15 protein-coding genes are annotated in these 25,673 nt (G+C 54.1%); 9 read left to right on the top strand and 6 right to left on the bottom strand.

Annotated elements, in window-relative coordinates; all coding sequences use genetic code 11:
* The first annotated feature begins 10 nt into the window (after window positions 1-10).
* From FYC48_RS11260 to FYC48_RS11275, 4 genes are all read left to right on the top strand, one after another.
* Complete coding sequence (locus tag FYC48_RS11260) at window positions 11-1,840, top strand: FAD-dependent oxidoreductase (RefSeq protein WP_149496806.1); 1,830 nt, start codon at window positions 11-13, stop codon at window positions 1,838-1,840.
* Window positions 1,837-2,856, top strand: a complete 1,020-nt coding sequence (locus FYC48_RS11265; protein ID WP_235034201.1) for a hypothetical protein — start codon at window positions 1,837-1,839, stop codon at window positions 2,854-2,856. The genes FYC48_RS11260 and FYC48_RS11265 overlap by 4 nt, the downstream gene beginning before the upstream one ends.
* A gap of 232 nt (window positions 2,857-3,088) precedes the next feature.
* A complete protein-coding gene (locus FYC48_RS11270) occupies window positions 3,089-3,619 on the top strand; it encodes a sigma-70 family RNA polymerase sigma factor (RefSeq protein WP_149496807.1) in 531 nt (176 codons plus the stop codon).
* A gap of 8 nt (window positions 3,620-3,627) precedes the next feature.
* Window positions 3,628-5,052, top strand: a complete 1,425-nt coding sequence (locus FYC48_RS11275) for an iron dicitrate transport regulator FecR (protein ID WP_149496808.1) — start codon at window positions 3,628-3,630, stop codon at window positions 5,050-5,052.
* Window positions 5,053-5,221: 169 nt separating this feature from the next.
* On the opposite strand, the gene FYC48_RS11280 is transcribed toward FYC48_RS11275, so the two are convergent.
* Both FYC48_RS11280 and FYC48_RS11285 read right to left on the bottom strand, forming a co-directional pair.
* A complete protein-coding gene (locus FYC48_RS11280; RefSeq protein WP_149496809.1) occupies window positions 5,222-6,478 on the bottom strand; it encodes a DUF1559 domain-containing protein in 1,257 nt (418 codons plus the stop codon).
* Window positions 6,479-7,075: 597 nt separating this feature from the next.
* On the bottom strand, window positions 7,076-7,258 hold the full coding sequence (locus FYC48_RS11285; protein WP_149496810.1) for a hypothetical protein: 183 nt from the start codon (window positions 7,256-7,258) through the stop codon (window positions 7,076-7,078).
* A gap of 755 nt (window positions 7,259-8,013) precedes the next feature.
* On the opposite strand from FYC48_RS11285, the gene FYC48_RS11290 reads away from it, so the two are divergent.
* From FYC48_RS11290 to FYC48_RS11310, 5 genes are all read left to right on the top strand, one after another.
* Window positions 8,014-8,565, top strand: coding sequence for an RNA polymerase sigma factor (locus tag FYC48_RS11290; protein ID WP_230778757.1), 552 nt, complete (start codon window positions 8,014-8,016; stop codon window positions 8,563-8,565).
* A complete protein-coding gene (locus FYC48_RS11295) occupies window positions 8,565-11,957 on the top strand; it encodes a vWA domain-containing protein (RefSeq protein ID WP_149496811.1) in 3,393 nt (1,130 codons plus the stop codon). Before FYC48_RS11290 ends, FYC48_RS11295 begins: the two co-directional genes overlap by 1 nt.
* A gap of 140 nt (window positions 11,958-12,097) precedes the next feature.
* Window positions 12,098-19,207: a hypothetical protein gene (locus FYC48_RS11300; protein WP_235034202.1), complete on the top strand. Its 7,110-nt coding sequence runs from the start codon at window positions 12,098-12,100 to the stop codon at window positions 19,205-19,207.
* A gap of 401 nt (window positions 19,208-19,608) precedes the next feature.
* The gene (locus FYC48_RS11305; protein ID WP_390622118.1) at window positions 19,609-21,012 is read left to right on the top strand and encodes a PQQ-binding-like beta-propeller repeat protein; all 1,404 of its coding nucleotides are present in this window, start codon (window positions 19,609-19,611) and stop codon (window positions 21,010-21,012) included.
* Window positions 21,013-21,154: 142 nt separating this feature from the next.
* Window positions 21,155-22,579, top strand: a complete 1,425-nt coding sequence (locus FYC48_RS11310) for a class II fumarate hydratase (RefSeq protein WP_149496813.1) — start codon at window positions 21,155-21,157, stop codon at window positions 22,577-22,579.
* A gap of 113 nt (window positions 22,580-22,692) precedes the next feature.
* Here the strand turns inward: FYC48_RS11310 and FYC48_RS11315 are convergent, their stop codons facing one another.
* The 4 genes from FYC48_RS11315 to FYC48_RS11330 form a co-directional block, all read right to left on the bottom strand.
* Window positions 22,693-23,373 carry a family 16 glycoside hydrolase gene (locus FYC48_RS11315; RefSeq protein WP_149496814.1) on the bottom strand — a complete coding sequence of 227 codons (681 nt, stop codon included), beginning with the start codon at window positions 23,371-23,373 and terminating at the stop codon, window positions 22,693-22,695.
* Between the two features lie 253 nt (window positions 23,374-23,626).
* Window positions 23,627-24,127, bottom strand: a complete 501-nt coding sequence (locus FYC48_RS11320) for a hypothetical protein (protein WP_160149461.1) — start codon at window positions 24,125-24,127, stop codon at window positions 23,627-23,629.
* 190 nt (window positions 24,128-24,317) lie between these two features.
* A complete protein-coding gene (locus tag FYC48_RS11325; protein WP_149496816.1) occupies window positions 24,318-24,752 on the bottom strand; it encodes a globin family protein in 435 nt (144 codons plus the stop codon).
* Window positions 24,753-24,833: 81 nt separating this feature from the next.
* Complete coding sequence (locus FYC48_RS11330; RefSeq protein ID WP_235034203.1) at window positions 24,834-25,442, bottom strand: Tll0287-like domain-containing protein; 609 nt, start codon at window positions 25,440-25,442, stop codon at window positions 24,834-24,836.
* Between the last annotated feature and the right edge of the window lie 231 nt (window positions 25,443-25,673).

Genomic DNA, 25,673 nt, shown 5'->3' on the forward strand with positions numbered 1-25,673 from the left:
GACCTTATCAATGTCGAACTGCAAACGCCGAACGTTTTTGAGAATCATCGGAGGCGTTGGTTTGACTTCCGCCCTTGCCCCCGACTACGCACTCGGCTTGGGACAGCAATACAGCGATGGAATCTTGGTGGAGGCGAGTTCGTTCGCATCGTTTGGCGGCTGGAAACTTGACACGCAGCATTTCCAACAGATGGGCGGCTGTTATCTGCTCGCACATGGTCTTGGCGAACCGGTCAAAGACGCGACGACTACAGTGAACGTTCACGAATCAGGGCGATACTATGTTTGGGTACGTACCCGCGATTGGTGCCCAGGAGAATGGACGTCGCCCGGTCGCTTTCGTTTGCGGATTGGCAACGAGACTCTCGATACAGAATTCGGTGTCGAAAACGAAGACTGGAATTGGCAAGCCGGAGGGGCGATTGAAATTCAGTCGGCCGGATCGATCGAGATCGCTTTAAAAGATTTGACAGGCTTCGCTGGTCGATGTGACGCGATTTTCCTATCGAAAGAACCTCAACCAAGTCTTCCGTCTGACAACTTGATCGATCTTGCCCAGTGGAAGGACGAGCTGTCTGGTCGATCGAATAAAAAAGTCGAAGAATCTGATTTTGATGTCGTCATCGTCGGAGGCGGTATGTCGGGTTGCGGGGCGGCACTTGCCGCTCGGCAACAAGGGTTGCGTGTCGCCTTGATTCAGGACCGACCGTTATTCGGCGGTAACGCGAGTGAGGAAGTCCGTGTTCATACCCTCGGCATCCACGGTCCGAGCACCAAGATCCTTCGCCAGATCGACACCGAGCACTACCCAAACGGAAGCTCGCTCGCGATCAAGGATCAAGCCAAACGCGAACGAACGATGGCAGAGTCGGGCGTCGATCTATTCGCCGGACACATCGCCTGTGGACTTTCTAAAGACGATTCACGCATCGATTCCGTTGAAGCTCGCGACGTGCAAAGCGGCATCATCCATCGATTCCGAGCTCCCGTATTTATTGACGCCACCGGCGACGGCTGGCTCGGATATTGGGCCGGCGCCAGTTTCCGTGAGGGACGGGAATCGTGCGACGAATTTAACGAAGCTTGGGAAAAGCACGGCGATTTGTGGAGTCCGAAAGTTGCCGACCGGCGAGTGATGGGAGCATCCGTACTGTGGAACGCCGAACGTGTTCAACGCCGAGTTGCGTTCCCGGACGTTCCATGGGCAGCCCCTGTTGCCAAACAACACGAGGCAACCGCCGGTGAGTGGTACTGGGAATACTCCGACAACGATCTTGATCAAGTCGCCGACGCAGAACAGATTCGCGATCACATGTTTCGAGCGATCTATGGCGCGTTCGCCAACGCCAAGAAACACCCAAAAAACGCGACATGGAAACTCAAGTTTGTCGCCCATGTTGCGGGCAAACGCGAGTCACGTCGATTGATCGGAGATTATCTCTACACAATGAAAGATGCCAGCGAACGCCGCCAATTTCCCGATGCCGTGGTGGTCGAACGACGCGACATCGACACTCACTACCAACGCAAGTTGAAGGGAGCCGACGAAGATTTTTTGTCGACGGCATTGTTCTACAAAACCGGCGGTGATTACTTCGTACCGTTTCGAAGCTTGTATTCGAAAGACATTGAAAATCTGATGATGGCAGGCCGTTGCTTTAGTTGTTCGCACATCGGACTGGCTGGACCTCGTGTGATGAATACCTGTGCTCAAATGGGCGTGGCAACTGGATTCGCCGCCGCACTCTGTAAGCAACATGGCGCAACGCCTCGTGAAGTCGGGCAACGCCATATCGCGGAACTTCAGAGGCTAATCGGAATCGAGGTTCAAACGGTTTGAGCCGGCACGTCATCAACCTGAGTCTCTGCTTCGCCTTGGCGGTGATGTTGATCACCGGCGGGGCCGCATACTGGTTGCCTTTTTCGTTGCTCAATGCGAGGTTGCATGTGTGTGGCGGACTTGTATTCGTCGCCTTGATCACGTTCCACCTCGTCGACCGAATCGCGTACTTGCAGAAGTTGTTCGCGTTGCGTCTTCGCGGATTCACTGGCTGGCACGCTTTCTCGGTCCTCAGCGGAGTGGCAGTATGGCTATACATCACGGGGACAGGAACGGCGCCGTCAACTTGGTTGATGAAGCAAAGTTATGAAGCACGACATCGGCGTGAGATCGTGCGAGCGTCACCACTGGTAGGATTTGGTGAACCATCCGAGCACAACCGGTTGATCTTTCGGACGACCAATCCGGCCACCGCGACCAAAGACAATCCGGTGGAATTAAGCGTTTGGTTGGGATTCGATCGGGACCTCGATCGCTTACCGTCGATCGCGGTCTGGGCAGAATCGATGACCGGAACGATGATTGAAACATTGTTTCTGGAAGACGAGTTGTCGTACGGCGAGACGGTCGATGTGCACGGCATTCGAAAACGTCGGGGCGACGTCCTTCCGATCTGGCGTCATAAATATTCGTTGGTCTCCGGTACGGATCCCAATGGCGAGATCGATGTCGTCAGCGGGGCGACGGAGAGGCACCAGTATTCGCTCGACGGCACGCTGGTAGCCGGCCAGGGCAAAGAATTCATTGTTTGCGTCGAACTGAATGTGGCCGGTGATCCGAACGACGCCTGGCCGGACCCGGTCCTCGGTCAGCCCTCGCTACTTTACACGGCGATTGTCGAAGTCGATGCTGAAAACTCGAATGCTCTGCTGGAGTTGACAGCCCATGGTGGCGGCGCCGAAGTGGACGGTAACCTGCAGTATGACTTAGGTACGATTACGACGGCCAAAACCTATGCCGACCTGTTTCTCGTCAAACTTTCAACGGTGCGAAGCCATTCTCGATCAAATCTCTAGCCCTTCGTCAGCATCTGAAAATGTTATTCGCCGCTTGATGTTCGCCACCATCTTGGTGCGATCAGTGGGGCGAACGAACGCCCGTCGGCTGATCAGCCGAACTCAAACATCTGATCTAGACGGATCATTAGTTCCGTTTTCCAAACTCGATCTCCTATCGCGGCTTTGCCACTTAACGAACTAATTCATTAACGCCGATCGCGATCGTTCACGTCATTCACCAATCGTTTCCATGAGCCCACTTCAAGCTGATGACGAATCACTCGAATTCGTTGGATTGTTGACCGAGCATCAGCGTCATCTCTATTCGTTTATCCATTCACTGCTGGTTAACAAACATGACGTTGACGAGGTATTGCAGGAAACCAACTTGGTACTCTGGCGAGAATCGAGCAACTTCGAACTCGGCACGAACTTTCGAGCCTGGGCTTGCACCGTCGCGCTCAATCAAGTCAGGGCATTTATTAAACGCCGGAATCGACATCCCGCACTGTTCGATGAGGCGACCATGGTTGCAATTGCGCGGCGTCAAGGCGAGACGGTCGATCAGCTAGATCGTCGTGCCGACGCACTCGCAAACTGCATTTCCAAACTTTCTCCCCGGAAACGTCTGTTTCTTGACCAACGCTACGGCCTAGGCCTGAGCGTCGATGAGATTGCAGAAAAAGTTGGTCTCGGGGCTGCCGGCGTCTATAAGATGCTAAGTCGAATACGGACAACGCTTCATAGCTGTGTCGATCAAACGCTTCTGTTAAAGGACTGAAGTCAAAGATGTCTGAACGAGAGCTGTACGAACGATTGCGGGACGCGTGTCTCAACGGGAACGCCTCCGAAACCGAGCGGAAGAAATTTAGCGCATTGTTGGCCAAGTCGGATGACTTTGTTGACGATTATTTAGAACACGCGCAGATCGATGCAACGCTGGCGTGGTATGGTCAATCCGAAGACATTCCGCCGTTGAACCAGGTGAGCCCGGTTACCCCAAGTCGTACGGCGACGGACAAATGGTTGCTGATCGGAGTGGCCGCGACGTTATTTGCCGTCGTTAGCGGTTGGATCTATTCCAGTGTCCAAGCGAATGCCGCCAAAAGCGTTGCGTATTTGGAATCGGCCGCGCATTGCCAGTGGGGAGTTTGCACGATCCCGACGTCGCTGCAAACCGATTTGCCGGCTGGACGACTGCGATTAATTTCAGGCGTCGCCAAGCTCCGATTTCCCAATGTAACGGTGACCCTGGAAGGGCCTGTCGATCTTGAGATTCTGAACACCAAGGCATGTCGCGTCTATTCAGGACGTGTGATTGGTCAGGTCGATCCGGGCGGAGAAGGATTTGTGGTCGAAACCCCGAACGCTGCGGTTGTTGACCGTGGCACCAAATTTGGCGTCGCCGTAAAAGGTAACGGCGACGCACAGTTGGATGTCATCGATGGGGTGGTCGACATCCGACATCATGCGACCGGTCAAAAAATTCGTGCCAAAGGCGCCAGCAGTGTGAAAGCAGACGGTCAACAACTGCAGGTGATCGACCAAAACTATCTGCAACTCCAAGCGACTGAGGAACGGCCCGATAAAGGTCGTTTCGAATATATCTCTTCCTCCGATGGCGAAGGCGAAGAGCTGTTTCTTACCTACGGCGATCGCCTCGAAGGCAACGAGTTCCCGCGTCCGCTGCACACGTTATTGGTGAAACACTCCGAAAGCCAACCGCACTGGGAACGCGTGATCGTCCTTCGCTTTGATCTATCCACCCTCTCGAAAGACCAAATTAAATCGGCGCATCTCAGACTTGATGGAGTCGCAACAGAGATGGGATACGCATCCCTCGTCCCCGATGCCTCGCTTGAGTTTTACGTCTTGGACGAACAATTTGAACGCGCGTGGGACTCGGAATCGAGTAAGTGGGCCAGTTTTCCAGGCACCGTCAGCAACGCCCCCATCATCAACCAAGATCATGTGAATTTGATTGGCGAAATTGTGATCCCACAGTCACAGCCGGAAGGACGTTTTATTATGAACGATCAACGTCTCGCAGATGCCTTGCGCAGCGATCGTGACGGATTGATCACGATCGTGTTAAAACGGGCGACTTCTGGGGCAGGAGGCCCAAGTTATGTTCATGGATTCGCGGATCGCACCCATCCCACGGCAACACCACCCACACTGCGAATTGAAATGGAATCGCCGTCAAACGAGTAAACACGTCGTCTCTTGTATTCTGTGAAGACCGATTGTTCGGACTCGAATCATCAACCGACGGGATTTAAGCATCTGGATAACACAGTAAGCGCATAAAGAAACGGCGGGAAAAGGATTGCTCCCTCTCCCGCCGGATCGAATTCAAACGAGGTCGTGGCTTAGACCAAGATCAGTTGAAGGCGCCTTCGATGACTTCGCCTGATGCTTTCGTGCCAAGCGCTCCCCACAAACCATAGGGACTCTTGTCACCAGGGCGGTTGTCATGAGCGATCCCAGGGGCACGTTGATCACCGGCTTCGACAGAATCAGTCATAAAGATCACCGCTCCGTCCCCCATCAAGATGTGTGCCCCACCTTGGTGATGGCTACTTGCGGAGAAGTTTCCTTCGTTGTCAGCCCACTGTCCGATACAAAGTTCGCTGTTCGGTGGACGAACGGTGAACACGGCTGAAATTGACAAGCGAAAAGCCGATGCCCAGCTCATCCCACGACCATTGGTTTCGCCGTTGACGATTGAAACCGGAGGCGTGCAACCGGTACTCGATGAAGAGCACCAGAAGCGAGGTCGCTCTGGATCAATTTCATCGGAATCAACACAGTGCATCGGGTTGAGGAAGTGGTCCAACCCATTCCCGCCGGAGTTCCATGAGATTGAACCATTGATCGCATTGTCTTGGAGGTTCGATACGATTTCGCCCATGGCGATCGTATTCGACAAGCCATCTTTCACGTCGCGAAACTTAAACTCCGAGTAGGGCGCGAAGAAACCACGATGAAGGACCTTTGCGTTCCCGACCGCACCGCCATTGGTGCTCGGAATCATTTGAGCGCGATCAAAATGCCCCGCGATGTTCGTTCGGGGGGCGTCACCCAAACATGGGCCATAATTGACACGTCCGCGACCGGGTAAACCTTGTCCGGGATCACTCGGACAGCGAAGCGTGGGGATCTCACTTTGCCAAGGAATGTAGCCAGGATTAGTCGAATACTGCTTCGCACTCGGACCCATTGCCGGCCAGAAACCTCCGAGTGCTGGTGGGGGATCGCCGTTTACAGTTTGCGTACTCGGATTAGAAATATGATCCCACAAACCTTGCTGTTCAAAATACGGGGTCAGCCCCACATGAACACTGAGAGATTTTCGATTAGCGGTATCGCTTGGTTTCCACCATGCGGGGTCTGCTTCAAGGCCTTTTCCGGTACCACCACCATGAGCAGGCAGTTGCTTAAAAGCAGAGTGATAATTGTGGATGGCCAGACCGATTTGCTTGAAGTTGTTACTACAACTCATCCGTCGTGCGGCTTCGCGAGCGGCTTGCACCGCAGGCAATAGCAACCCAACCAAAATACCAATAATGGCAATCACGACAAGCAATTCCACAAGCGTGAACGCCGAACGGGCGTCACTCCTACGAGAAGAGTTCATGCATGAATCTCCGAGGGAAGAAAGAAAAAGATGAAAGGGGGCGATGGAACAACCCCCGTGTTAAACCCATAATGTTGCGAAAGGCACCGCGAAAAACCGAAACAGGTGGCGAATATTCCTCTAGTGCTTCGTTCCAAATTAATTTCAAGATTAGCCGCGTGGCTTTAACCATGGTTTCGGTGCAACCATCGGATTGCTAACGCCCGTCGGGCGATGACTCGAACACGTGTTTCAATCGGAACTCAGCACCAGTGATTAATCCAACGAAAATTCTTGGTGTCTCGATTGATAAGCAGTCGTGAATCAGTACCGGATGATGTACAGGAATTGTGGCCGAAGCCATCCGGCCATTTCCAAAATCACTGTTACGAAACACCAGCAGCTCAAATTTCTAGTGCGTACTCAATAGGGCGATTCGAAGCGATCGCGCCGAACACGTAATACTTGCGCACACGCCCAGCTAGTCCAGCTTCGCAGCATGCGACTGAACGTCTTACAAACTGAACGTGAAACCCAATAGGCACGATGAAGTCGACGCCGCAGATCGTGACGCCCGCGCTATCGACCTAACACCAATTGATGGGCTTTGCTCTCTGCCTATTGACGTGCCGAAGCTTCCATCGCTTTGGCGTATTCCTCTTCGCTCATCGCACCGCCCGGCACGATATCTTCTTCGACAGTCGGGTCAGGAGCGACGACAGTGGCTTCATGACCACATCCAATGACCGAAGCGATGAATAGGAGCGCAAGCAGAGACCAAGGGGAACGGGAGAGCGACATAGAACGATGCTCAAAATGGAAAGGGAAGATGGGAGGCGAGTGTGAATTCGAAACTCATGTTCGGACGCAGCAGTCCAATGATGGTCTGTTTCGGTGAGTACGATCGCAGCCGTCTTGAAACTCAACCCAAAGTAGCCCCAGATTCGCCGCCCGGAGACGGCTGCTACATAATATGTTTTCACTACGAGCGAGAAAACAAATTTGGTTAGCCAATAACGTTTACGTTCGTATACATAGAAGCAGGTGTTTCGTCAGTCACGAGTGTCTTTAGGTCCGACCGGAAATGTTATGTGGTGGATCAGACACCCCCGAGAGTCTACCCGATTTCAATGCAACGCGTGTGCAAAAGACAATTTGGCAATTCCCGCTTTTCCGAAACGCTCGCCAGTCGAAACTCAGTCATCCGATATCGGTGGTGAAGTAGACGAGATTCACGATTAGTTTTCTCCGCTACTGCCACGGAAACCCTGTGCTTTCTACTGGCTAGACCGCCCAATGCCCTCTCTGAAGGCCCATCACACACTGGTTTTCGTATCGGTGTGTGATCGCAAGGTGAATTCGCCTAATCGGTCGCGCGGATGGCGGATGCCCGCAAACACGCGAAAAGCGGGGCAAACCACTTCGGCAACGTCTCTGAGATAGAATCAAACGGTTCTTTTCGGAAATCTTTTCTAAGAAATGGTTGGCTCGTGGGTCTATCGGGCGAAGGCGAGACGATCGCGATTGGGACGACCAATGCAGCAGAAGCAGAGTGAATGTTGAAACCGACACCGCCAGCTAGCCGGTCCGGTGACCAGGAAACGAACAAAACCTCGGTACGAACCCTGTTCGAAGCCGAGGAAGCGGGGTTGCTGCGCTATGCATTTGCCTTGATTGGGCGTCGAGCGGTCGCTGAGGAAATTGTGCAAGAAGTCTTTTTGCAACTTCATCAGCGGTGGGACGAAATCGATTCGCCTAAACCGTGGCTGTTTCGCAGCGTACGTAATCGCGTTTACAACCACGTTCGAAATCATCGCCGTGAACAACTCGGTCGCGAAGACGAAACAGGCGAGCCAGCCGGTCGGGCAGACGAGCTTCCCGAAGCGGTCATTGATCGTTTGGAAACGACGGCCAAACTGCGAGAGATGATCGACGAACTGAATGATGTCGATCGCCAATTGGTCACACTGAAGTACTTCGAGGGCATGAAGTATCGCGACATTAGCGAACGGACGGGGTTGAGCATCGGCCACGTCGGCTACCGATTGCATCATTTGTTGAAAGAACTGGCGCGACGCCTGCGTTCGGCCGGGATTGACGAGAACTAATGACTGACGAACCCAATCTATCTCCTCTCGATTCAGCTCTCGAAGCGCGTGTCGTTGCGCTGGTGCTCGGAGAAGCGTCAGACTTCGAGCGTGATGAATTGCTGCGTCTAATTGATGAGCGTGAAGACGTCGCTGCGTTTTATGAACAAACCCGACGGATGCATGCGTTGATGGAAGTTGTTGGCGAAGGCGAATCAGAGATACCTGGTCCCGAATGGCGGCTGCCGAACGGTAGTCGCGAACGTCTGCTCGCGATCTTTGAAGGTGACGAGTCGCCTGTTTTCGAACCGATCGAATTTGACGCGACGTCTGGGCACCGGGCGAGTTCGAAACGATGGCTTGCGGTCGCCGTCGGCATCGCCGCATCGGTCATGCTGATCGGATTCGGCGGTTCGTTTGCGTTGCTGCAGCTCGTCGGAGCCAGATCTGATGTTTCGTCGGCTGCGAGGATTGATAGCGCCGGTGAGGCGGAAGGTTATGAGCTCGCGGAAAAAGCAGCCGCAATCGATTCGATCGTCGAATTTCCGGCCGGCCGCGGAGAGGTCGCCGAATCAATCGCCGATAACTCTGTTTCTTCGCTACAGGCGATCGAAGAATCGCTGCGAGTCTCTGACTTTGCGTCCAAGGCTCCCTCTGCATCGAACGTACAGTCTTTTGGCGTCGACGCCGACTCGCCGATGTTCGAACACGAGATGAAAACTGATGTAGGTCGTTCCGTTGCTCCGTTACTCAAGACTCCCGAGAGAACCGGGCGAGTGATGTTGGGCGGCGCCGTCAATTCGGAATCAGATTTCATGGCGTCTTCGGAACCCTCGAGTTCTCGCCAACCGGAAGGTGAAGTGAGTCTGGAGTTCTCCATGCAAGCCGGAGACACGATCACTGAAGACCAGCCTTTTTCAGAGAATCTAAGTAATCGACCGCTGGCGGCGGGCAGGGCATCGCGTGACACCCTGTCCCGCAATCAAGGTGTCGGAGGGATGGGGATGGGTATGGACGCGGACATGGATATGTCGATGGGATACGACTCCAACGATGCGATGAATCTGTATGAAAAACGGACTCAACCACGATTTGACGAGATGATGGATGGCGGAATCAGCGCCGGTTATCCGATTTCCCCGCCAAGCGGCCAGTCGAACGCCGCGCCGTCCGAACAATATTTTCGAAGCGGCGTCGCACGCAACGAGTCGGACGTTCGCGAATCGAATCTGTGGGGGCTGAATCGTGGCTTTCAACAAAACAACGCGACGCTTGGCGACGTCAGCGGTCCTACCTCCGACTTGTCGCTTAGTGCCAACGGTAAGAGGGAAGCTGATAAAGCTGGTGAAGCAAGTTCAGAAGCCCTTTCACGGCAGCGACTCTCGGAACGTCAACTTGGCGAGATCAGCGACCGCGATTCGATCGCTACAAACGGGCAAGCCTGGGTGGAGCTTGCGGTGCCGGAAGTTCCCTCGGACTCAACAGAGGACATCGCTCAATCGGCACCGAAACCAGAATCGGGCCCAGCCTTCGATGATACCGCCTCGTCGTTTTCAGGAGGAACCAAACTGCGTTACGCATCGCCGACGCAACCGATGCTCGGCAAAGAACCTTCGCTTCTGATGGTTCAGCCGAAGATCTTGATCGAATCAGAAGAAGAACCCGCGGTGGTAGGGAGGTTCGGTCGTCAAGCCGGTCAAGCTTCTGAGTCTTCGGAAGACTCACCAAACGCTGCGGCGCTCGGTCTGATCCCCGATCAGCTCGCAGACCAAGTCCCCGCGCAATCCTCGAACCAAGCGTTGGCACAGAACCGTCTGCCAACCGATCGCTATTATTTTTATCTGGACGCCGAAGGTCGTAGTCGCGGCCGAACGGATCAGAAAGATCAAGTGGATGAAAGTCGTATCAAGCTCGAAGCACTATCAGAGACATTAAACGGTGCCACCGTCGTCGAACAGCAACGTCTGTTGCGCCGGCAAGTAAAGAAATTGCCTGAAGGAGCTGCCGATGTTGCCCGTGGGATTCAGCTGGATGATCGAGTCGCAGGGATACCAGCTCGCAAACCGGTCGCGGAGGGATTGAATGAAACCGATGCCAATGAATCCCCTTTCTCCACCTTTTCATTACACGTTAGTGATGTCTCTTTCAAGTTGGCGCGAGCGGCATTGTCGAAAGACACTTGGCCGGAATCGTCCAAGATCCGAATTGAGGAATTTGTAAACGCTTTCGACTATGGCGACCCGCTGCCCAGACGATCGGAACGGGTCGCTTGCCGCATAGAACAGGCCGCACACCCCGCATTACAGCAACGGAACCTTATGCGGATCGCGTTGCGTACGGCATCGACCGGACGAACCGACACGACGCCGCTACGTTTAACGCTGCTATTGGATAACTCCGGTTCAATGGAAAGGCACGATCGAAGTGAGACCCTGCGGCGTGCGTTCAAGCTGCTCGCCGATCAAATGAACGCTCAAGATCAGATCACGTTAATCAGTTTCGCAAGACAACCCCGACTCATTGCCGACAAAGTCGCCGGTGGACAAACGAACGAGCTTCTAACACTGCTCGATCAATTGCCAGCCCAAGGTGGTACTAATCTCGAAGCGGCAATCGGGTTAGCTTTCGAAAAGGCTCAGGAACATTTTGACGAACGAGCTCAAAATCGAATCGTGCTACTGACCGACGGAGCAGTCAATTTGGGCGATGCCGATCCGCAGCGACTGTCAGATCTCGTGGGGTCGATGCGGGCTCAAGGCATCGCGTTCGATGCCGCCGGAATCTGTGCCGATGGCTTGAACGATGAAATTCTAGAATCGCTGACGTTGAAGGGCGACGGCCGGTATTACCTGCTGGACTCAGCCGAGACAGCGGATGAATCGTTTGCGCGACAAATTGCCGGTGCACTACGGCCTTCGGCGAAGAATGTCAAAGTACAGGTTGAATTCAATCCCGCGCGTGTCGGTCGGTACAAACTGCTGGGCTTCGAAAAGCACCGGTTGAACAAAGAAGACTTTCGTAACGATCAGGTCGATGCGGCGGAACTGGCCGCCGCGGAAGCCGGCGTTGCGATCTATCAATTCGAAGCAAAACCCGATGGCGAAGGTGACATCGGTGTCGTGTCTGTCAGGTTCTTGGATCTTAATAGCGGCCGGATGATCGAAAACCATTGGCCGATACCCTATCAAAACAATGCTCTTCGGCTTGAATCAGCTACGCCGAGCTTGAAAGTCGCCGCGACGGCGGCACTATTTGCGGCGAAATTGAAGGGCGATCCGATCGGCGATACGACCGACTACGACCAGCTAACCGGCCTGTTGTCCGAGCTGCCGACGCAATTGATGGAGCGGAATCGTGTTCGACAATTGATCGACATGGTTCGCCGAGCAAGTCAAATCAGCGGCACCCGATAAGCGGGTGACTGCGAACTTTTTCCCACTCGTTTTAGACGTCATCACCGCTCTTCAATCACGAGCGAAAGTGACGACGTGCCCCCACCGATGCCCGTCTGAAGACACGAGCACGCGGTGGTCATTTCGCTTGGAGCATCTCAATGTTCTCGTTTCACGCTTGTTCGCGATACTTGCCCCGATTTATCCTAACGCTTTTTTGTAGCTTCTTTCTAGTCTGTGGTTTCTTTTGCGTTGCCGGTGGTCATTCGGCGGCACAGGACAATGCTACCGAAGATGTCACAACTCAAGGCGAAACAGAACAACCGCAAGCGAGCGATGAACGAATTCGCTCTGGCCAGACAACGATCATCGTCGAAGCGGGGGCGAAAGCTCCCAAGGTTGCCCCGTTATTCTCCGCCAAGACGGCCGCACAGGTCAGCATTTCTTCGGACCGGATTGAACAGACCGTTCAAGTCGACCTAACCATCGTTCAAGGCATCCCCGAACTGATCAGCCTGGAAATCAAAGGCCCAGGTAAGATCGCCGATGTGCAATCTGAAACGCTGAAAGCGTGGTCGGTTCGTACTGTCGACGGCCAGCGTTATCTGGACCTACACCTGTCTGATGCCCCACGAAACGTATCGGCGGCCATCACAATCCGACAGATAGATTTGTCATTACCTACGGAAATCGACATCACTCATTTTGCTCCGGGCGATTCCGTCGGCTTTGATTCCAATGTCACCTTAACGAGCAGTCCGGACGTTCGCACCAGTGTCTCCGAAGCTAGCGGTTTCGTTCCGCTGAGCGGTGATCGCAAACAGCTTGGTTTCCATACCAGCACCGGTGGAGTACTGCGCCTGGTTGTGCGACGCAAAGGTATTGATCTTCCGCCGGTCGAATTGACCGCGGCAAGCTTACACGGGACCCTTGATCCGACCGGCAACTCGATGGCGTTTCGCTTCGAAGCCACGGCAAACGTTCGTGAGGCCGGCGCCGAATTGGAATTTTTGTCTGGTGAAGCCGCGATCAGCGATCTGCCAGACTCTGACTCTTTTCGACTACGGTTGGTTTCATCGAACGATGACGCGGCCTACCGTTTGTCATTCGCACAGACGGGAACGTTCGACATCAAGATTGATTTTGTCGCTGCGATCATTGGGCCAGAGACCGATCAACAATCGATCGATTTTCGAATCGCGACCGGTGCGGTGGTTCCCATTTCGATCGAGGGCCTTGGCGAGGCTTTAGATTTTCTCAGCGACGGCCAGACGGTCATGCCGACCCGCGACGGGCAACGGTGGAGCGGCTACTTGCCGGCATCCGGGCAGGTCAAGCTCCGCTGGAAGTCACGACGAAAGACCGACGAAGGCAAACTATTCTTTGCGACCAATGCAAAGATCGAATCGCAAATCGGCGCCGGACTTTTACGACAACGCCATGAAATCGAATACCAAGTCCTGCAGGGCGAACTGCCGGCACTGCGTCTCGCGATGAACGGGCCCGGCGAAATCTTGGACGTCCAGGGAAACAATCTTCTCGCTTGGGAAGTGACCACAGAAGCCGACCAACGCACGCTTTCGATCACCCTGAGCCGACCATTGCAGGGTAGCCATCGCTTGGTCATCCGGAGTCAGACGTCTCTCGAAGCATTTCCGGTTGAGATCCAAACACTTCGTTTGCGACCCGACGATGCGATCCGGCACTCGGGATTCATTCGCCTGACTAACCTTGGGTCGGTACGTCTTGAGCCTACCGATTTGCTTGGCCTGACACAGCTTTCGCCGGAACAATACCCCGGCGAAGCGATCGATGCTCGGCAAACGTTCGTCTATCGATTTCCCTCTGCCGAATACGACCTGAATGTTTCCGCCGACCGAATTCAGCCGGAAATCAACCTTTCGACGTTGACCACGTACGAAGTCACCGAGTCGGATCGAGTGATTCGGGCGGACTTGGAACTCGACATCCGAGAAGCTCCGATCCGTGACTGGGAGTTTGAGATCCCAGCCGACTACTCGATCGTGTCGGTCACCGGGGCCAACGTGGTGGACTACATCGCATCAAGCGAAGTGAACGGAATACGCCAACCGTTGAAAGTCTTGTTCAATCAAGACGTCGGTGGGCGGCAACTGATTTCGTTGGTTTTGGAGAAAAACGAGCCGGCGGCCGAGGGACCATGGGAATTGACCCGTTTCGAGTTTCCAGATGCAAAATCGGTCCGAGGCCATGTCGGTGTGGTCGCATCGGCGGGCATTCGCATTGCCATCGACCAGTCCGCGAACTTGGTCGAAAAACCGCTATCGTATTTCCCCAAAGCAGTGCCAGGACTGCAGCAAGCGTTTCGCATCCGGCAGCCCGATTGGTCGGCGACCGCCGGCGTCGAACTGCTGCAGCGAAACGTGCAATCAGACGTCTTCCATTTGTATTCGCTCAACCAAGAAACGATTTATGGAAGCGCATTGATCAATTACTTTGTCACCGGTGCCCCGGTGGGAGAATGGCGAATCACGGTGCCGGCGGAGCTTGGGAATCTAGTGGTCGATGGTCAAGACGTTCGCACGTGGCGACGTGAAGAGAACACCTTAATCGTTTCATTGCATCAACCCGTGATGGGTGCATACACCCTACTGATTACCTTCGATGAAAAGGCAGACAACAAAGGTGCATTTGATGCCGCGCCAGTTACGCCGCTTGATGTCGAAGGTGAACGCGGATTCGTTCAAGTGGTCAGTCCGATGCAAGTTGAACTAAACACGATCGAAGCGAGCGAAGATTTACTGCGTTTGGATCCATTAGAACTGCCCGGCGAGTTTCGTTTGCTCAGCACGGCACCGGCGCTCGGGACGTGGCAATACACCGACCGTCCTTTCGACCTTCAGTTGAGCGTCAAATGGTTTCAACCGGGAACCACGGTGCCACAAATTGTTGAGTTCTCCGAAGCGACCAGTCAAGTCTCGCAAGATGGTGAGTTGGTCACCGACGTGTTGTACTACGTCAAAACACGAGGCCAACGAAGCTTAAAAGTCCAACTGCCCCCCGATCCCGTAAGACTTTGGCAAGTTTCAGTCGATGGGCAGGTAGTCACCGCCCGGAAAACCGAATCGGCAACGCTGATTCCTCTCCCCGGCGGCGTCGATCCAAACGCCCCGGTCGAAGTCCGGCTTCGGCTTGGAAAACCTACCGTGGAATCTTCCGCACCGGTGCTTGCGTTGCCCAGCATCGATGCCCCTGTGCTTAAAACTCAATGGAAAATCACGGGTGATGAAAAACGCGTCTTGGTTCCCGGGGACGGCACCGTTCGCCCCGCCGCACCGACCACCCGCCGCAGCGGTTTTTCCTGGATCGCCAAACATGGTCTGATCGGTCTACTATCAGTCGTGATCCTCGCCGGCGTCGGAGCCGTTTTGTCCCGCCAACCTGGAACTCGGCGCCATTTTGGATTACCGATCACTGCACTTGCGATATTTGTTTCTCTATTGATGACCGGCATTGCCTGGGCCAACGGAGGATCGAATCAGCCGCTTGAACTGAGCGTCCCCGTTTTATCAGCCGGAGACGCGGTTGTCTTGCAAGTTAGCAATATCCCAGCATGGCAAGTCGATGTTTCATGGCTGGGCCTGTTGTTGATTTTACTCGGTACCGCACTCGTCGCCGGGATATTCAGCAAGCGCATCCGACAAGGGATACCGCCGGAACAGGCGTCGTCGTCAGATCGGATCGACGTAGCTAAGGCGACAATGGTCATCCTTGCTCCCTTTTTGATCGCTACCGGAATCTTGATGCAGGGTGGCGGAGCGACTTGGTTTTTCCTGTTGCTCACACTCGCGATCCTGTTCCTTGGCTTTGTTTCTCACGCTTGGGAAGCATCACGCACCACCGTTGATTGGATCAAGCGACGATCTCAGGCGTTTTCTAAAAAATCATCTAAGCCAAAGTCAGATGATGAAACGGGCAGCACCGCTTCATCGCCAGCCACGTTGTTCTTGCTTGCGTTCTCACTAAGCTCGCTGTCCTCGGTTGCGATTGCCCAGGATCCGCCCGCGGAAGACATCGGTTCCCATCAAACTTTCGATGTACTCGAACAGACTTGGCAGATAAGTGAGCAGCCATCACGACTTGCCGGCTCGGCAAAGTTAACCCTCACCGGTGAACCCGGCGACTCGTTTGTCTTATTACGGCAACCCGCCATTCTAAGTGACTTTACGAGCGATTCGTTGCTAGTGACAAAGGTGAATTCCGGCAAAGACGGGCTTGCCTATGTGGTCACGATCCCTGTATCGACCGAATCTGATTCGCAGGCGGTGACTGACGGGGGGGCAGGCATGGACGGGCCCCCGGAGAGTGAGATAACCGAGCATACCGCCACTTTTCGTTACTTGGTCGAATCGATCCGACCGATCGAGGGAATCCCCGTCCTGACAGGCCCTGCTGGGGTGCACCGACTGAGCGTCAACTACGAACGAAATGACTGGGAAATCGATTGCCCGGCAGCGGTCCGACATGCGAAGGTCGAATCGGAAGATTCTAGTCGAGCCAATTTATTGTTGGGGACGAAACCTTCGATCGTTTTCATCCGCCCGCAGTCACGAGACGTCAGTGCTGAAGAACGTGCGTTCTTCGTCGAAAGCAATGATCTGTACCTGCCGGGGCCAGGCGTCGTTGACGGCCGGCATGCGCTACAGTTTCGTACCGCGCAAGGCCAAATCGGTGAATTGACAATCTCAGTGCCCTCGGGTTTGACCGTCAGTGACGTCAGCGGTCCGATTCGTTCGTGGCGGTACGATGCCGAACAAGGCAACCTGAACGTCGTTATCGAGCCTCCGCAATCGAGTCCCTTTGTGATCAATGTTCAAACACAACGGGGGCTCGATACCTTACCTACGGAGCTGAAACTTTCGCCGCTACTCGTTCAGGATGCCAACGGCCAAGTTGGCTTGATGGCGATCGGTTTCGGTGCCGAAGCTCAACCGGAGTCCATTCAGGCGGACCAACTGTCCACGGTCAACCTCGGTGACTTCGATGTAAATAAGTTGACGGATGCGAACCCGACCTTGCATCGCGTTTATCGCTACGGCGCCGACGGCGGAACACTTTCCCTCAACGTCGCCCCCGTTCGTGCGGAAGTCCGTGTGACAACGAAGCAAGTGCTCTCGTTTGGTGACGAGCGAATCACACTGGGGGCGTCGCTCAACGTGCTCATCGCTCGAGCCGGATTGTTTCGACTGAGTTTTCCGCTACCCGATGGGTTCGAAATCGAATCACTTACCGGTCCGTCGCTACACCATTGGTCGGAAATCGACGAAGACGGAACGCGGGTGATCGTGATGCACTTCAACGGAAAAACGATCGGCCCACAAAGTTTTGCGTTGACGCTGACCGGTGCGACGCCGGCGACCGATGGGAATTGGGAAGTGCCGCGGATCGTATTGAAGGAGTCGACGCGTCAGACCGGTGAATTGGTTGTTCGCCCGACCACCGGAATTCGCTTGCGAACGGTCGCGCGAGAAAACGTATCCGAGACCGACCCTCGTTCGATCGGCGGCGCCGGTCGAGGGGCACTGGCGTTTCGTTTGTTGCAACAGGATTGGAGTTTGCAACTGGGAATCGAAAAGCTGGATCCTTGGTTGACGGGGCGACTGCTCCATGAGTCCGTCTTGCGTGAAGGTCAAACAAGAACCACGCTGATCGGTCAAATCGACGTCCAGAACGCTTCCATCCGGGCATTGCCGGTACGCCTACCGGGACTGAGCGACGAGGAAATGAGCACTCTGCGAGCGAACGGCGAATCAGTGGTCGATTTTGTGCGTTCGGCCGACAACCCAGATATCTGGGAAATTCAGTTCAAACGACGAATCGTAGGTAACGTCAGTTTTCGACTCGAATATGAACGCCGCGGCGACCGAACGGATGACATCGAGACACTCGTACCGATTCAGTTTCCCAGCGTTAAACAACTCGCCTACTATGTCGCGACTCGTGCCGGCGGTCGCTTAGAGCTTGAACCACAGACGGTGCCATCAAGTTGGCAGCGTGTCGACTGGAACGCGGTCCCGCAAACCTTGCGTCTTGCTGGCGATCGCAATGCGCCGACCATCGCATTTCGCGTGACCAATTCGGCGACGTCCGCGTCCGTATCGGTAAAACGTCACGCGCTCGCTGATTCGCTTCGGTTGCGAGTTGCCGAGGGTACGTTAACAACCGTGCTTTCATCGACCGGCCAACAATTGACCGCCGTTGACCTGACTATGGACGTGATTCAACGAAGCAGTTTGAGTGTCGAAATCCCCGGCAATGGGACCTTGTTCAACGTCTTCGTCAACGGCGAGAGTGTCAATTCGATCCGCTTAGGTGAAGACACCAACACGTGGCAATTCTATGTCCTCCCGGGGATCAATGATCGCAACGCGAACGTGCGTTTTACCTATTCGGCGGCCGGTCCAAATGTCGGCAATCTTGCACTTCAAACACCAACCTTGAATGTTCCCTTGGAAAATATTCAATGGAGCGTGATCGCACCGAAAGGGTTTCAGCTGACCAATCACGACGGGGATCTTGAACTCGTCGACCAACAAGTGCAAGACAACTACGATCGCGGTTCGTACCTATCCAAGATGAGTAGTCGGCGCAAATCGCAAGCCAAGGAAGCCACTCGTTTACTCGACCGAGCCAACGAGTTGTTGCAAGCCGGGGAACAAACCAAAGCCACGTGGGCGCTCAATAGCGTCGCGAACCAGTATGCCCTCGATGCGGCTTCGAACGAAGACGCCCGAGTTCAGTTAGAAAACTTGCAAACGCAACAGGCCATCGTAGGGCTCAACACCCGGCGACAGCGTTTGTATTTAGACAATCGGCACGTCCAATCGCAGGTCGAAAACCAGCAGCTGACCGAAGCCGCGGCGATCAATCCGATCTTACAACAAAATCAGCTCAACTTTCGGCCGCAACAAATGAGCGATTTGCTGCGTGGGAACACGTCCGAAGACAACGCGGTGTTGAACAAAATCGCAGCCCGCTTGGTACAGCATCAACACGGCACCGAGCCGGCCCCGCAGGCGATCACGATCAGCTTGCCTGAAGAAGGCACCGTGTACCGCTTCACACGCAGCGTCCAGGTTGCCGAAAACGCTCCCTTGACCTTGGACCTGGAATTTGTCCGTCGTTCGAGCGTCAGGTGGTGGCAAGCCGCGGCGTTGTTACTGCTCTTGGCGGTCTTTTCTGTGGTTGTATGGGCAATGATTTCACCGCGTCCAAAGCAGGTCGGCGTCTAAGTCAGCGTCTCCTCTCAGCCAGCGTCCCACATCGGATGCGCCAACGTTTTCGTGGTTGCCGAGATTCGGTGGCGTACGCGGATCGATGCCTCCTTGTCAGGTGCAGGCTCGCCAGCCGCGTCGACCGTGACGTCCCCCGAGCTAAGCTTGAGACTGCCGCGGAACCCAGATGGGCGACGACGGTTTAATACTGCTTGGAGTGCTCTGTTCCAAATCAGAATTCGGGTCTGATTCGTCAGCCCATACGCGTTCGTCCCGGTTATTGCGGCACAATCGAGGCCGAATCCGTTCGGCGAAAATGATTGAATGGAACAGACCAACGGTACACGGCACGATGTCTGAAGGCATCTAGTCACGCCGATTGATTGCGAACCGTAGACAAACTATCCAAGGACTGAATGATGAAATCACTACCCGTGCTGGTGGCTCTTTTGGGATTGGCGACAAGTGCGATCGCAGCCGACAGAGGGGAGTCTTGGCCACGTTGGCGGGGGCCGGATGCCTCCGGTGCGGCCGAGAATTCCGCGCCGCCGGTTTCTTGGAGCGAGACAGAAAACGTACGCTGGAAGATTGAGGTCCCCGGTGCGGGAAGCTCAACCCCGATCCTGTTGGACGACCGTGTTTACGTCGCTACCGCGATCGAAACGAATCGGGTAAAGGAAGGCTCCCAGGAAATAACGAACGAGACAGAGCAAGCGGATTCGCGGCCGTCCGACTCCGAGGCACGCCCCGAGGGAGGGCGACGCGGTGGACGATCTGGAGGGCGCGGCGGTCGCCGTGGATTCGGTCGTGGACCGGCTCCGAATAAGTACTACCAGTTCGCGGTGATCGCTTACGACCGCAAAACGGGAAGCGAAGTCTGGCGCAGTGTCTTGACCGAACAGGTCCCGCACGAATCGGGGCACAACACCAACACTTTCGCATCTTCTTCGCCAATCACCGACGGCAAGCACTTGTTTGTTTCCTTTGGATCACGCGGCGTTTACGCACTCGACCTACAGGGCAACAAGCAATGGGAAAAGGACTTGGGCACGATGAGCACGCGGGCTCAGTTTGGCGAAGGGAGTTCCCCCGCGTTGGCGAATAACACCCTGGTCGTTCCCTTTGACCACGAAGGCGAATCGTTCATCGTTGCCCTTGACGCGTCCTCCGGCGACGAACGCTGGCGCCAATCGCGTGACGAACCAACCACTTGGGCGACGCCTTTGATCACCGAATACAACGGGCGATACCAAGTCATCACGAACGGTACCAACCGTGTGCGAAGTTACGATCTGGATAGCGGTGACTTGATCTGGGAGTGCGCCGGACAAGCTCAAAATCCGATCCCTTCGCCGGTTCGATACAAAGACAACGTCATTGTAATGACCGGGTACCGTGGCTACGCCATTTATTCGATTCCGTTGTCATCCAAAGGAGACATCAGTGACTCCGATCAAATTGCATGGATCGGCGACGATGCCGCGCCGTATGTGCCATCGCCGCTCCTTTACCAAGGTCAATTGTATTTCGTCAAAAGTAACAACGGGATTTTGGTCTCGCGTGATGCCGAGACCGGTGAAGTGATCATTGATGAAAACCGAATCAATGGGATCCGCAGCATCTACGCCAGTCCTGTGGCGGCCAATGGGATGGTCTATCTGACTGGGCGGGATGGCACCACGGTTGTGATTAAACACGGAAAGTCAATGGAAATCGTGGCCACCAACGAACTCGATTCTGAAATCGATGCGTCGGCAGCAATCGTGGGCAACGAGATTTATCTTCGTGGGAAACACCATTTGTACTGCATTGCAAAGGATTAACGCGGACTTCATCAATCGCACCGTCAACGCGACGACACGCTTGAAAACCGACGTCGCCACGACGGTTCCGCGGCTATCCCGAAACGGCCGTCATCGGTAGACTTGGGAGCAGAATGAGACTTCTTTCTGCTTGGAAATGATCATGACGGACTATCGAACAGAACACGACTCGATGGGAGACGTAAAGGTTCCATCGAGTGCTTACTATGGTGCGCAAACACAGCGTGCCGTCGACAACTTTCCCATCAGTGGATGGCGACTGCCCGATGCCATGATTCGTGCCATGGGCATGGTCAAGCACGCTTGCGGCGTTGCCAATCGAGACCTTGGGAAACTGACCGGCAGCGGGAAAAACCCGCTGACCGATTCGCAAGTCGATGCCATGCTGGCCGCAGCCGAAGAAGTGATCGATGGAACGCTCACCGAGCATTTTCCGATCGATGTCTTTCAAACCGGTAGTGGTACCAGCAGCAATATGAACGTCAACGAGGTGATCAGCAATCGAGCGATTGAGATCATCGGCGGTGACTGGACAAAAACCGAAAAGTCGATTCACCCCAATGACCATGTCAACATGGGGCAAAGTACCAACGACACATTTCCAACGGCGATCCACGTCGCCACCGCAGTGCAGATTCAAAACGCACTGCTTCCGTCCTTAAAGAAATTACACGCCGTGCTGAGTGAGAAAGCGGCGGCGTGGGACAAAGTCATGAAGATCGGCCGCACCCACTTGATGGACGCGACGCCACTTCGACTGGGGCAAGAGTTCGGTGGATTTGCCCGTCAAGTCGAACTCTCGATCAGACGTGCCGAAATCGCGCGTGACTCAGTGCTAGAACTCCCGGTCGGTGGGACCGCAGTTGGGAGCGGAATCAATACGCATCCCGAATTTGGATCGCGAGTTGCCAAGGCATTGGCTGTTCGCACCGGCATTGCGTTTCTGGAAGCGGTCAATCATTTTGAAGCTAACGCACAGCGAGACGCACTTGTTCAATCGCATGGCGAATTGAAAACTATCGCGCAAACCTTGTTCAACCTATCCAACAACATTCGTTGGCTGGGAAGCGGGCCTCGATGCGGGTTCTATGAAGTCAAGCTACCGTCGCGCCAGCCTGGTAGTTCGATTATGCCGGGCAAGGTCAACCCGGTGATGTGTGAATCGATGATGCAATTGACCGCCCGTGTGATCGGCAATGACTCGGTTATCACGGTCAGCGGCGCCGCCGGTGGGAATTTTCAGCTCAACATCATGATGCCGGTCATGGCCCACACCGTGCTTGAATCGATCCTCCTGCTTTCGCAGGGAACCGACGCCTTCGTTGAATTCTGCGCCGCGGAAATGGAAGCGAACGAAGAAGCATGCAACGCGGCCGTCGAACAAAGTTTGTCGATGTGCACCAGCTTGAATCCGCTGATCGGATACGAGATGGCGGCGAAACTTGCCAAAGAGGCGTTCGCGAGTGGCCAAACTATCCGCGAACTCTGTTTGGAAAAGAACATCCTGCCAGAGGCCGAGTTAACCGAAGCACTTGACCCTTGGAAGATGACAGAACCACAGGGTTAATTGTTTCGCGAATGAATCGCAACTGAAGCGAGTGGTCGGCCGAAACCGACCGCTCGCTTCACAGACCGCATCGTCAACCAGTACGAATCCACCGCGATCTTGCGGTCGGTCGCTTATCTCGCTCGTAAAGCAAAGTGGTCGTAAAGAACCTCACGTTCGACCGTCGTTAGATTCATATTCGATTTCGTGGCATGGGCGATGCCTTCGGACCGCAGGCGGCCCGTTTTTTCGCCATCGACAAACACTTCCATCACATCACCGCTGATCCGGATGACAAGATCGTGCCAAGCATCTTGATCCAGCTTGACCGAATTGCGTGACGTCTTGCGTTTAACCAACGCCTTGGTCTTCGCATCTAGCTTTTGTCCTGCTTTGCGTTTATCGCGAATGTCTTTGCGAAACAGCCCTGTCTTCCCGTCGTAGAGCGTCACTGAGTTGGGCTTGATGGCCACATGGCAGATGTGGCCCGCGTGAGATCCTTTGTAATCGAGGTCACGGATCATGACCGACAGACTGGGTGATCCTTGAAAACGAAAAGACACTGAAATCTCAAGATCGGACTGGGGCTCAAAGTCGATGGAGTTCACCGAAGGATGATCGGCATCCTTGGGCGTAATCCCAACAAGGACGCCATCGCGAATCATCGACTCGCTTTTCCAACTTCCCCATCGTCGATCAAGTGACTCGGATTCGAATTCATCGCTAAACAGCAGCGTATCGAACTCCTCCGCACGAAGGTTCGAAACAAGATTGCAGGCGACTAACGTCAACGAAAGTACGACAATAGTTTTCATTAAACGAACTTTTGGTAGATGAAATTGGAACGGTCTAAGGTGACATTCTCGCAGATTGAAGACGTTCCGGGTGACGTTCCGTCACTGGCAATGGCACCATACCGATAGAAATCAAGCAAATTCATCCAACACTGATTCACGATTTAATCATCGCGAGTTGATGACGACACCAAGGCGAACTCGACATGCGCCGCGTCCTGAAACGATTGGACACCTTCGAGCGAGGCTTCGCTTTGGGGAAGATCATTGTCGGCTAGCTTTCCCGATGCCGATCATGGCATGAACTGCAGTTGACCGATCGCTTCAGCATCGACACTCCTTTTGGATCTCCGCGTTCAATCGCGTCGATCGCTTCCACCAATGCTCTCGACCGCTTTCGCCACTGTTCGATATCACCCTTCGGCGGTTGCCGTTTGGGCAGATCCGCATAAAGCAATCTTAGCATTTGTAAGATTTCTTCATCGATCGGCTCATTAAAAAGTCGACGATAGAGTTTGCTTTCGTGCGCAAGTTGCATGACTTGCGAGATAGTATAACCGCCGTCTTCCGAGTCACCCTCGGGGAGCGGATTGGGTGCAGGTTCCGCTGTCGTTTGCTGCAACTTTGCAGAGTCGGTCGAATCAGATGATAACGTTAACAGTCTCTCTTTAGTTGACAAAACCTCTTGCGTCGGGGAATCCGATGTGCTGCAACCGGCAAATGCACTGCCGACAAGAAGAACGCCGCAGGAAAGATGGACTCGTTTGAATGACATACGGAAGTGCTCCGGGCATTCTGGGGGATACTTTAATTTCAGCACTCACGACACGATCGAAGGAATGCATCGTCGTACTGGAATGATGTTCTGGAGCGCAGAAAAAAACGGGCGTCCGAAGACAATTCGGTTCCGCCCGTAGAAATGTGACCGATGAAGGTGCGTTTCGTGTCTTCAGAATAATCTAGAATTAACCAGCCACAGATACCGGTTGATCGCCTTCATGAGCTGCTTCGAGCATGACAGTACTTAGTGTCACATAGGTTTCAGTCCATGCGGCTTCGACTTCGGGCGTAAAGTCATCCCCCAAGCCTTTCCCCAATGTCCAGAGAAGTGCCTCACCGACTGTTCGGTAGCTTTCGTCCGGTACGCCATATTGCACATGTCGCCGTCCTAAATCTTTTACCGCAGGAAGGATATCTTCAAGCTTGGTCAATGAGACGACGGCAAGATTTAATGTTGCCATCAGTTTCTTGCCCTGTTCCTTCATATCGCCTTTGAATAGGACCTTGAGCGAAGGGTCAAGTTCAAAGAGTCTGCCATAGAACAGTTCGGCAGCTTGCTCGGAAATTGGTTTTACCTTTTCCCAGCTAGACTGAACGAGAGCGATTTTTTCAGGAGTCATGGATCTCTCAATAGCAAATGTAAGTAGAAAGTTAGACTGCGGCGTGGTCAGTGTTCGATTCGGATATGGATCGAATGTCGTTCACATGGGAACTCGCACAAGTACGCCACCCATCACATCATCCTTGGCAAAATCCGGATAATCTTCTCCGCGGCTAGGGTGATCGTTGTGGCAGCTCCAGCACGCTTCTGCCACGGCACGATCAGGATAAACAGCAACGAAAAACTTCTTGCCACCAAGTTCCTCTTCGCCATAAAAGTTGTCGCCTGGGTTATCGCTGATAAAATCCAAGGCTTCCTTCTCGAAGTCCGTCTTTGCTTTATGCTGTTCGTTCAATGGCCACTTACTGCGCAACGCATACGTGAATCCTGCTTCAGGGTTTTCGTCAACAAGTTCCGCTCCCATGCGAAACATCTGGGCGGGCAGTGGGATTGCATTCTCGGTGTCTTGCCAATATTCGTCGGCGGTGACCGGAGCGTCTTGCTTTTTCAAGTTTGTGACGACGTGAGTCGCGTAAACGGTTCGGTCAGCCATCATGACGGCGTGGACGCCATCGGCGAATTGCCTGGGGGTGATGCTGCCCGCCGTAGAAGAACTTGCTTCGCTGTTAGAGCAGCCGGAAAGTGTTATCAACAATCCGGACGTCATCAATGCGACGCAGGCGAGCAGGAAACGTATTGATATGGTCATCTTCATTTCGGAAGCCTCGGGTCTAGAAGAAACAAACGTGGAACAAGAAATGGAGCGACTGCCGCGAGTCGACTGAGAACAGGCTGCAACCAGTGAATTGCTTGTAATTTCGGTAGACATATAATCAAGACTGGATCGTAACATTGGTGCTTCGCAAACAGTCGCAACTTGGATTGACAGCCTGTTGTTAGCCACGGTTTCGACTCAAGAATCGCGGCTATCGCCGGTCGG

It is taken from the genome of Roseiconus lacunae (assembly GCF_008312935.1).
GTDB classification, from domain to species: domain Bacteria; phylum Planctomycetota; class Planctomycetia; order Pirellulales; family Pirellulaceae; genus Stieleria; species Stieleria lacunae.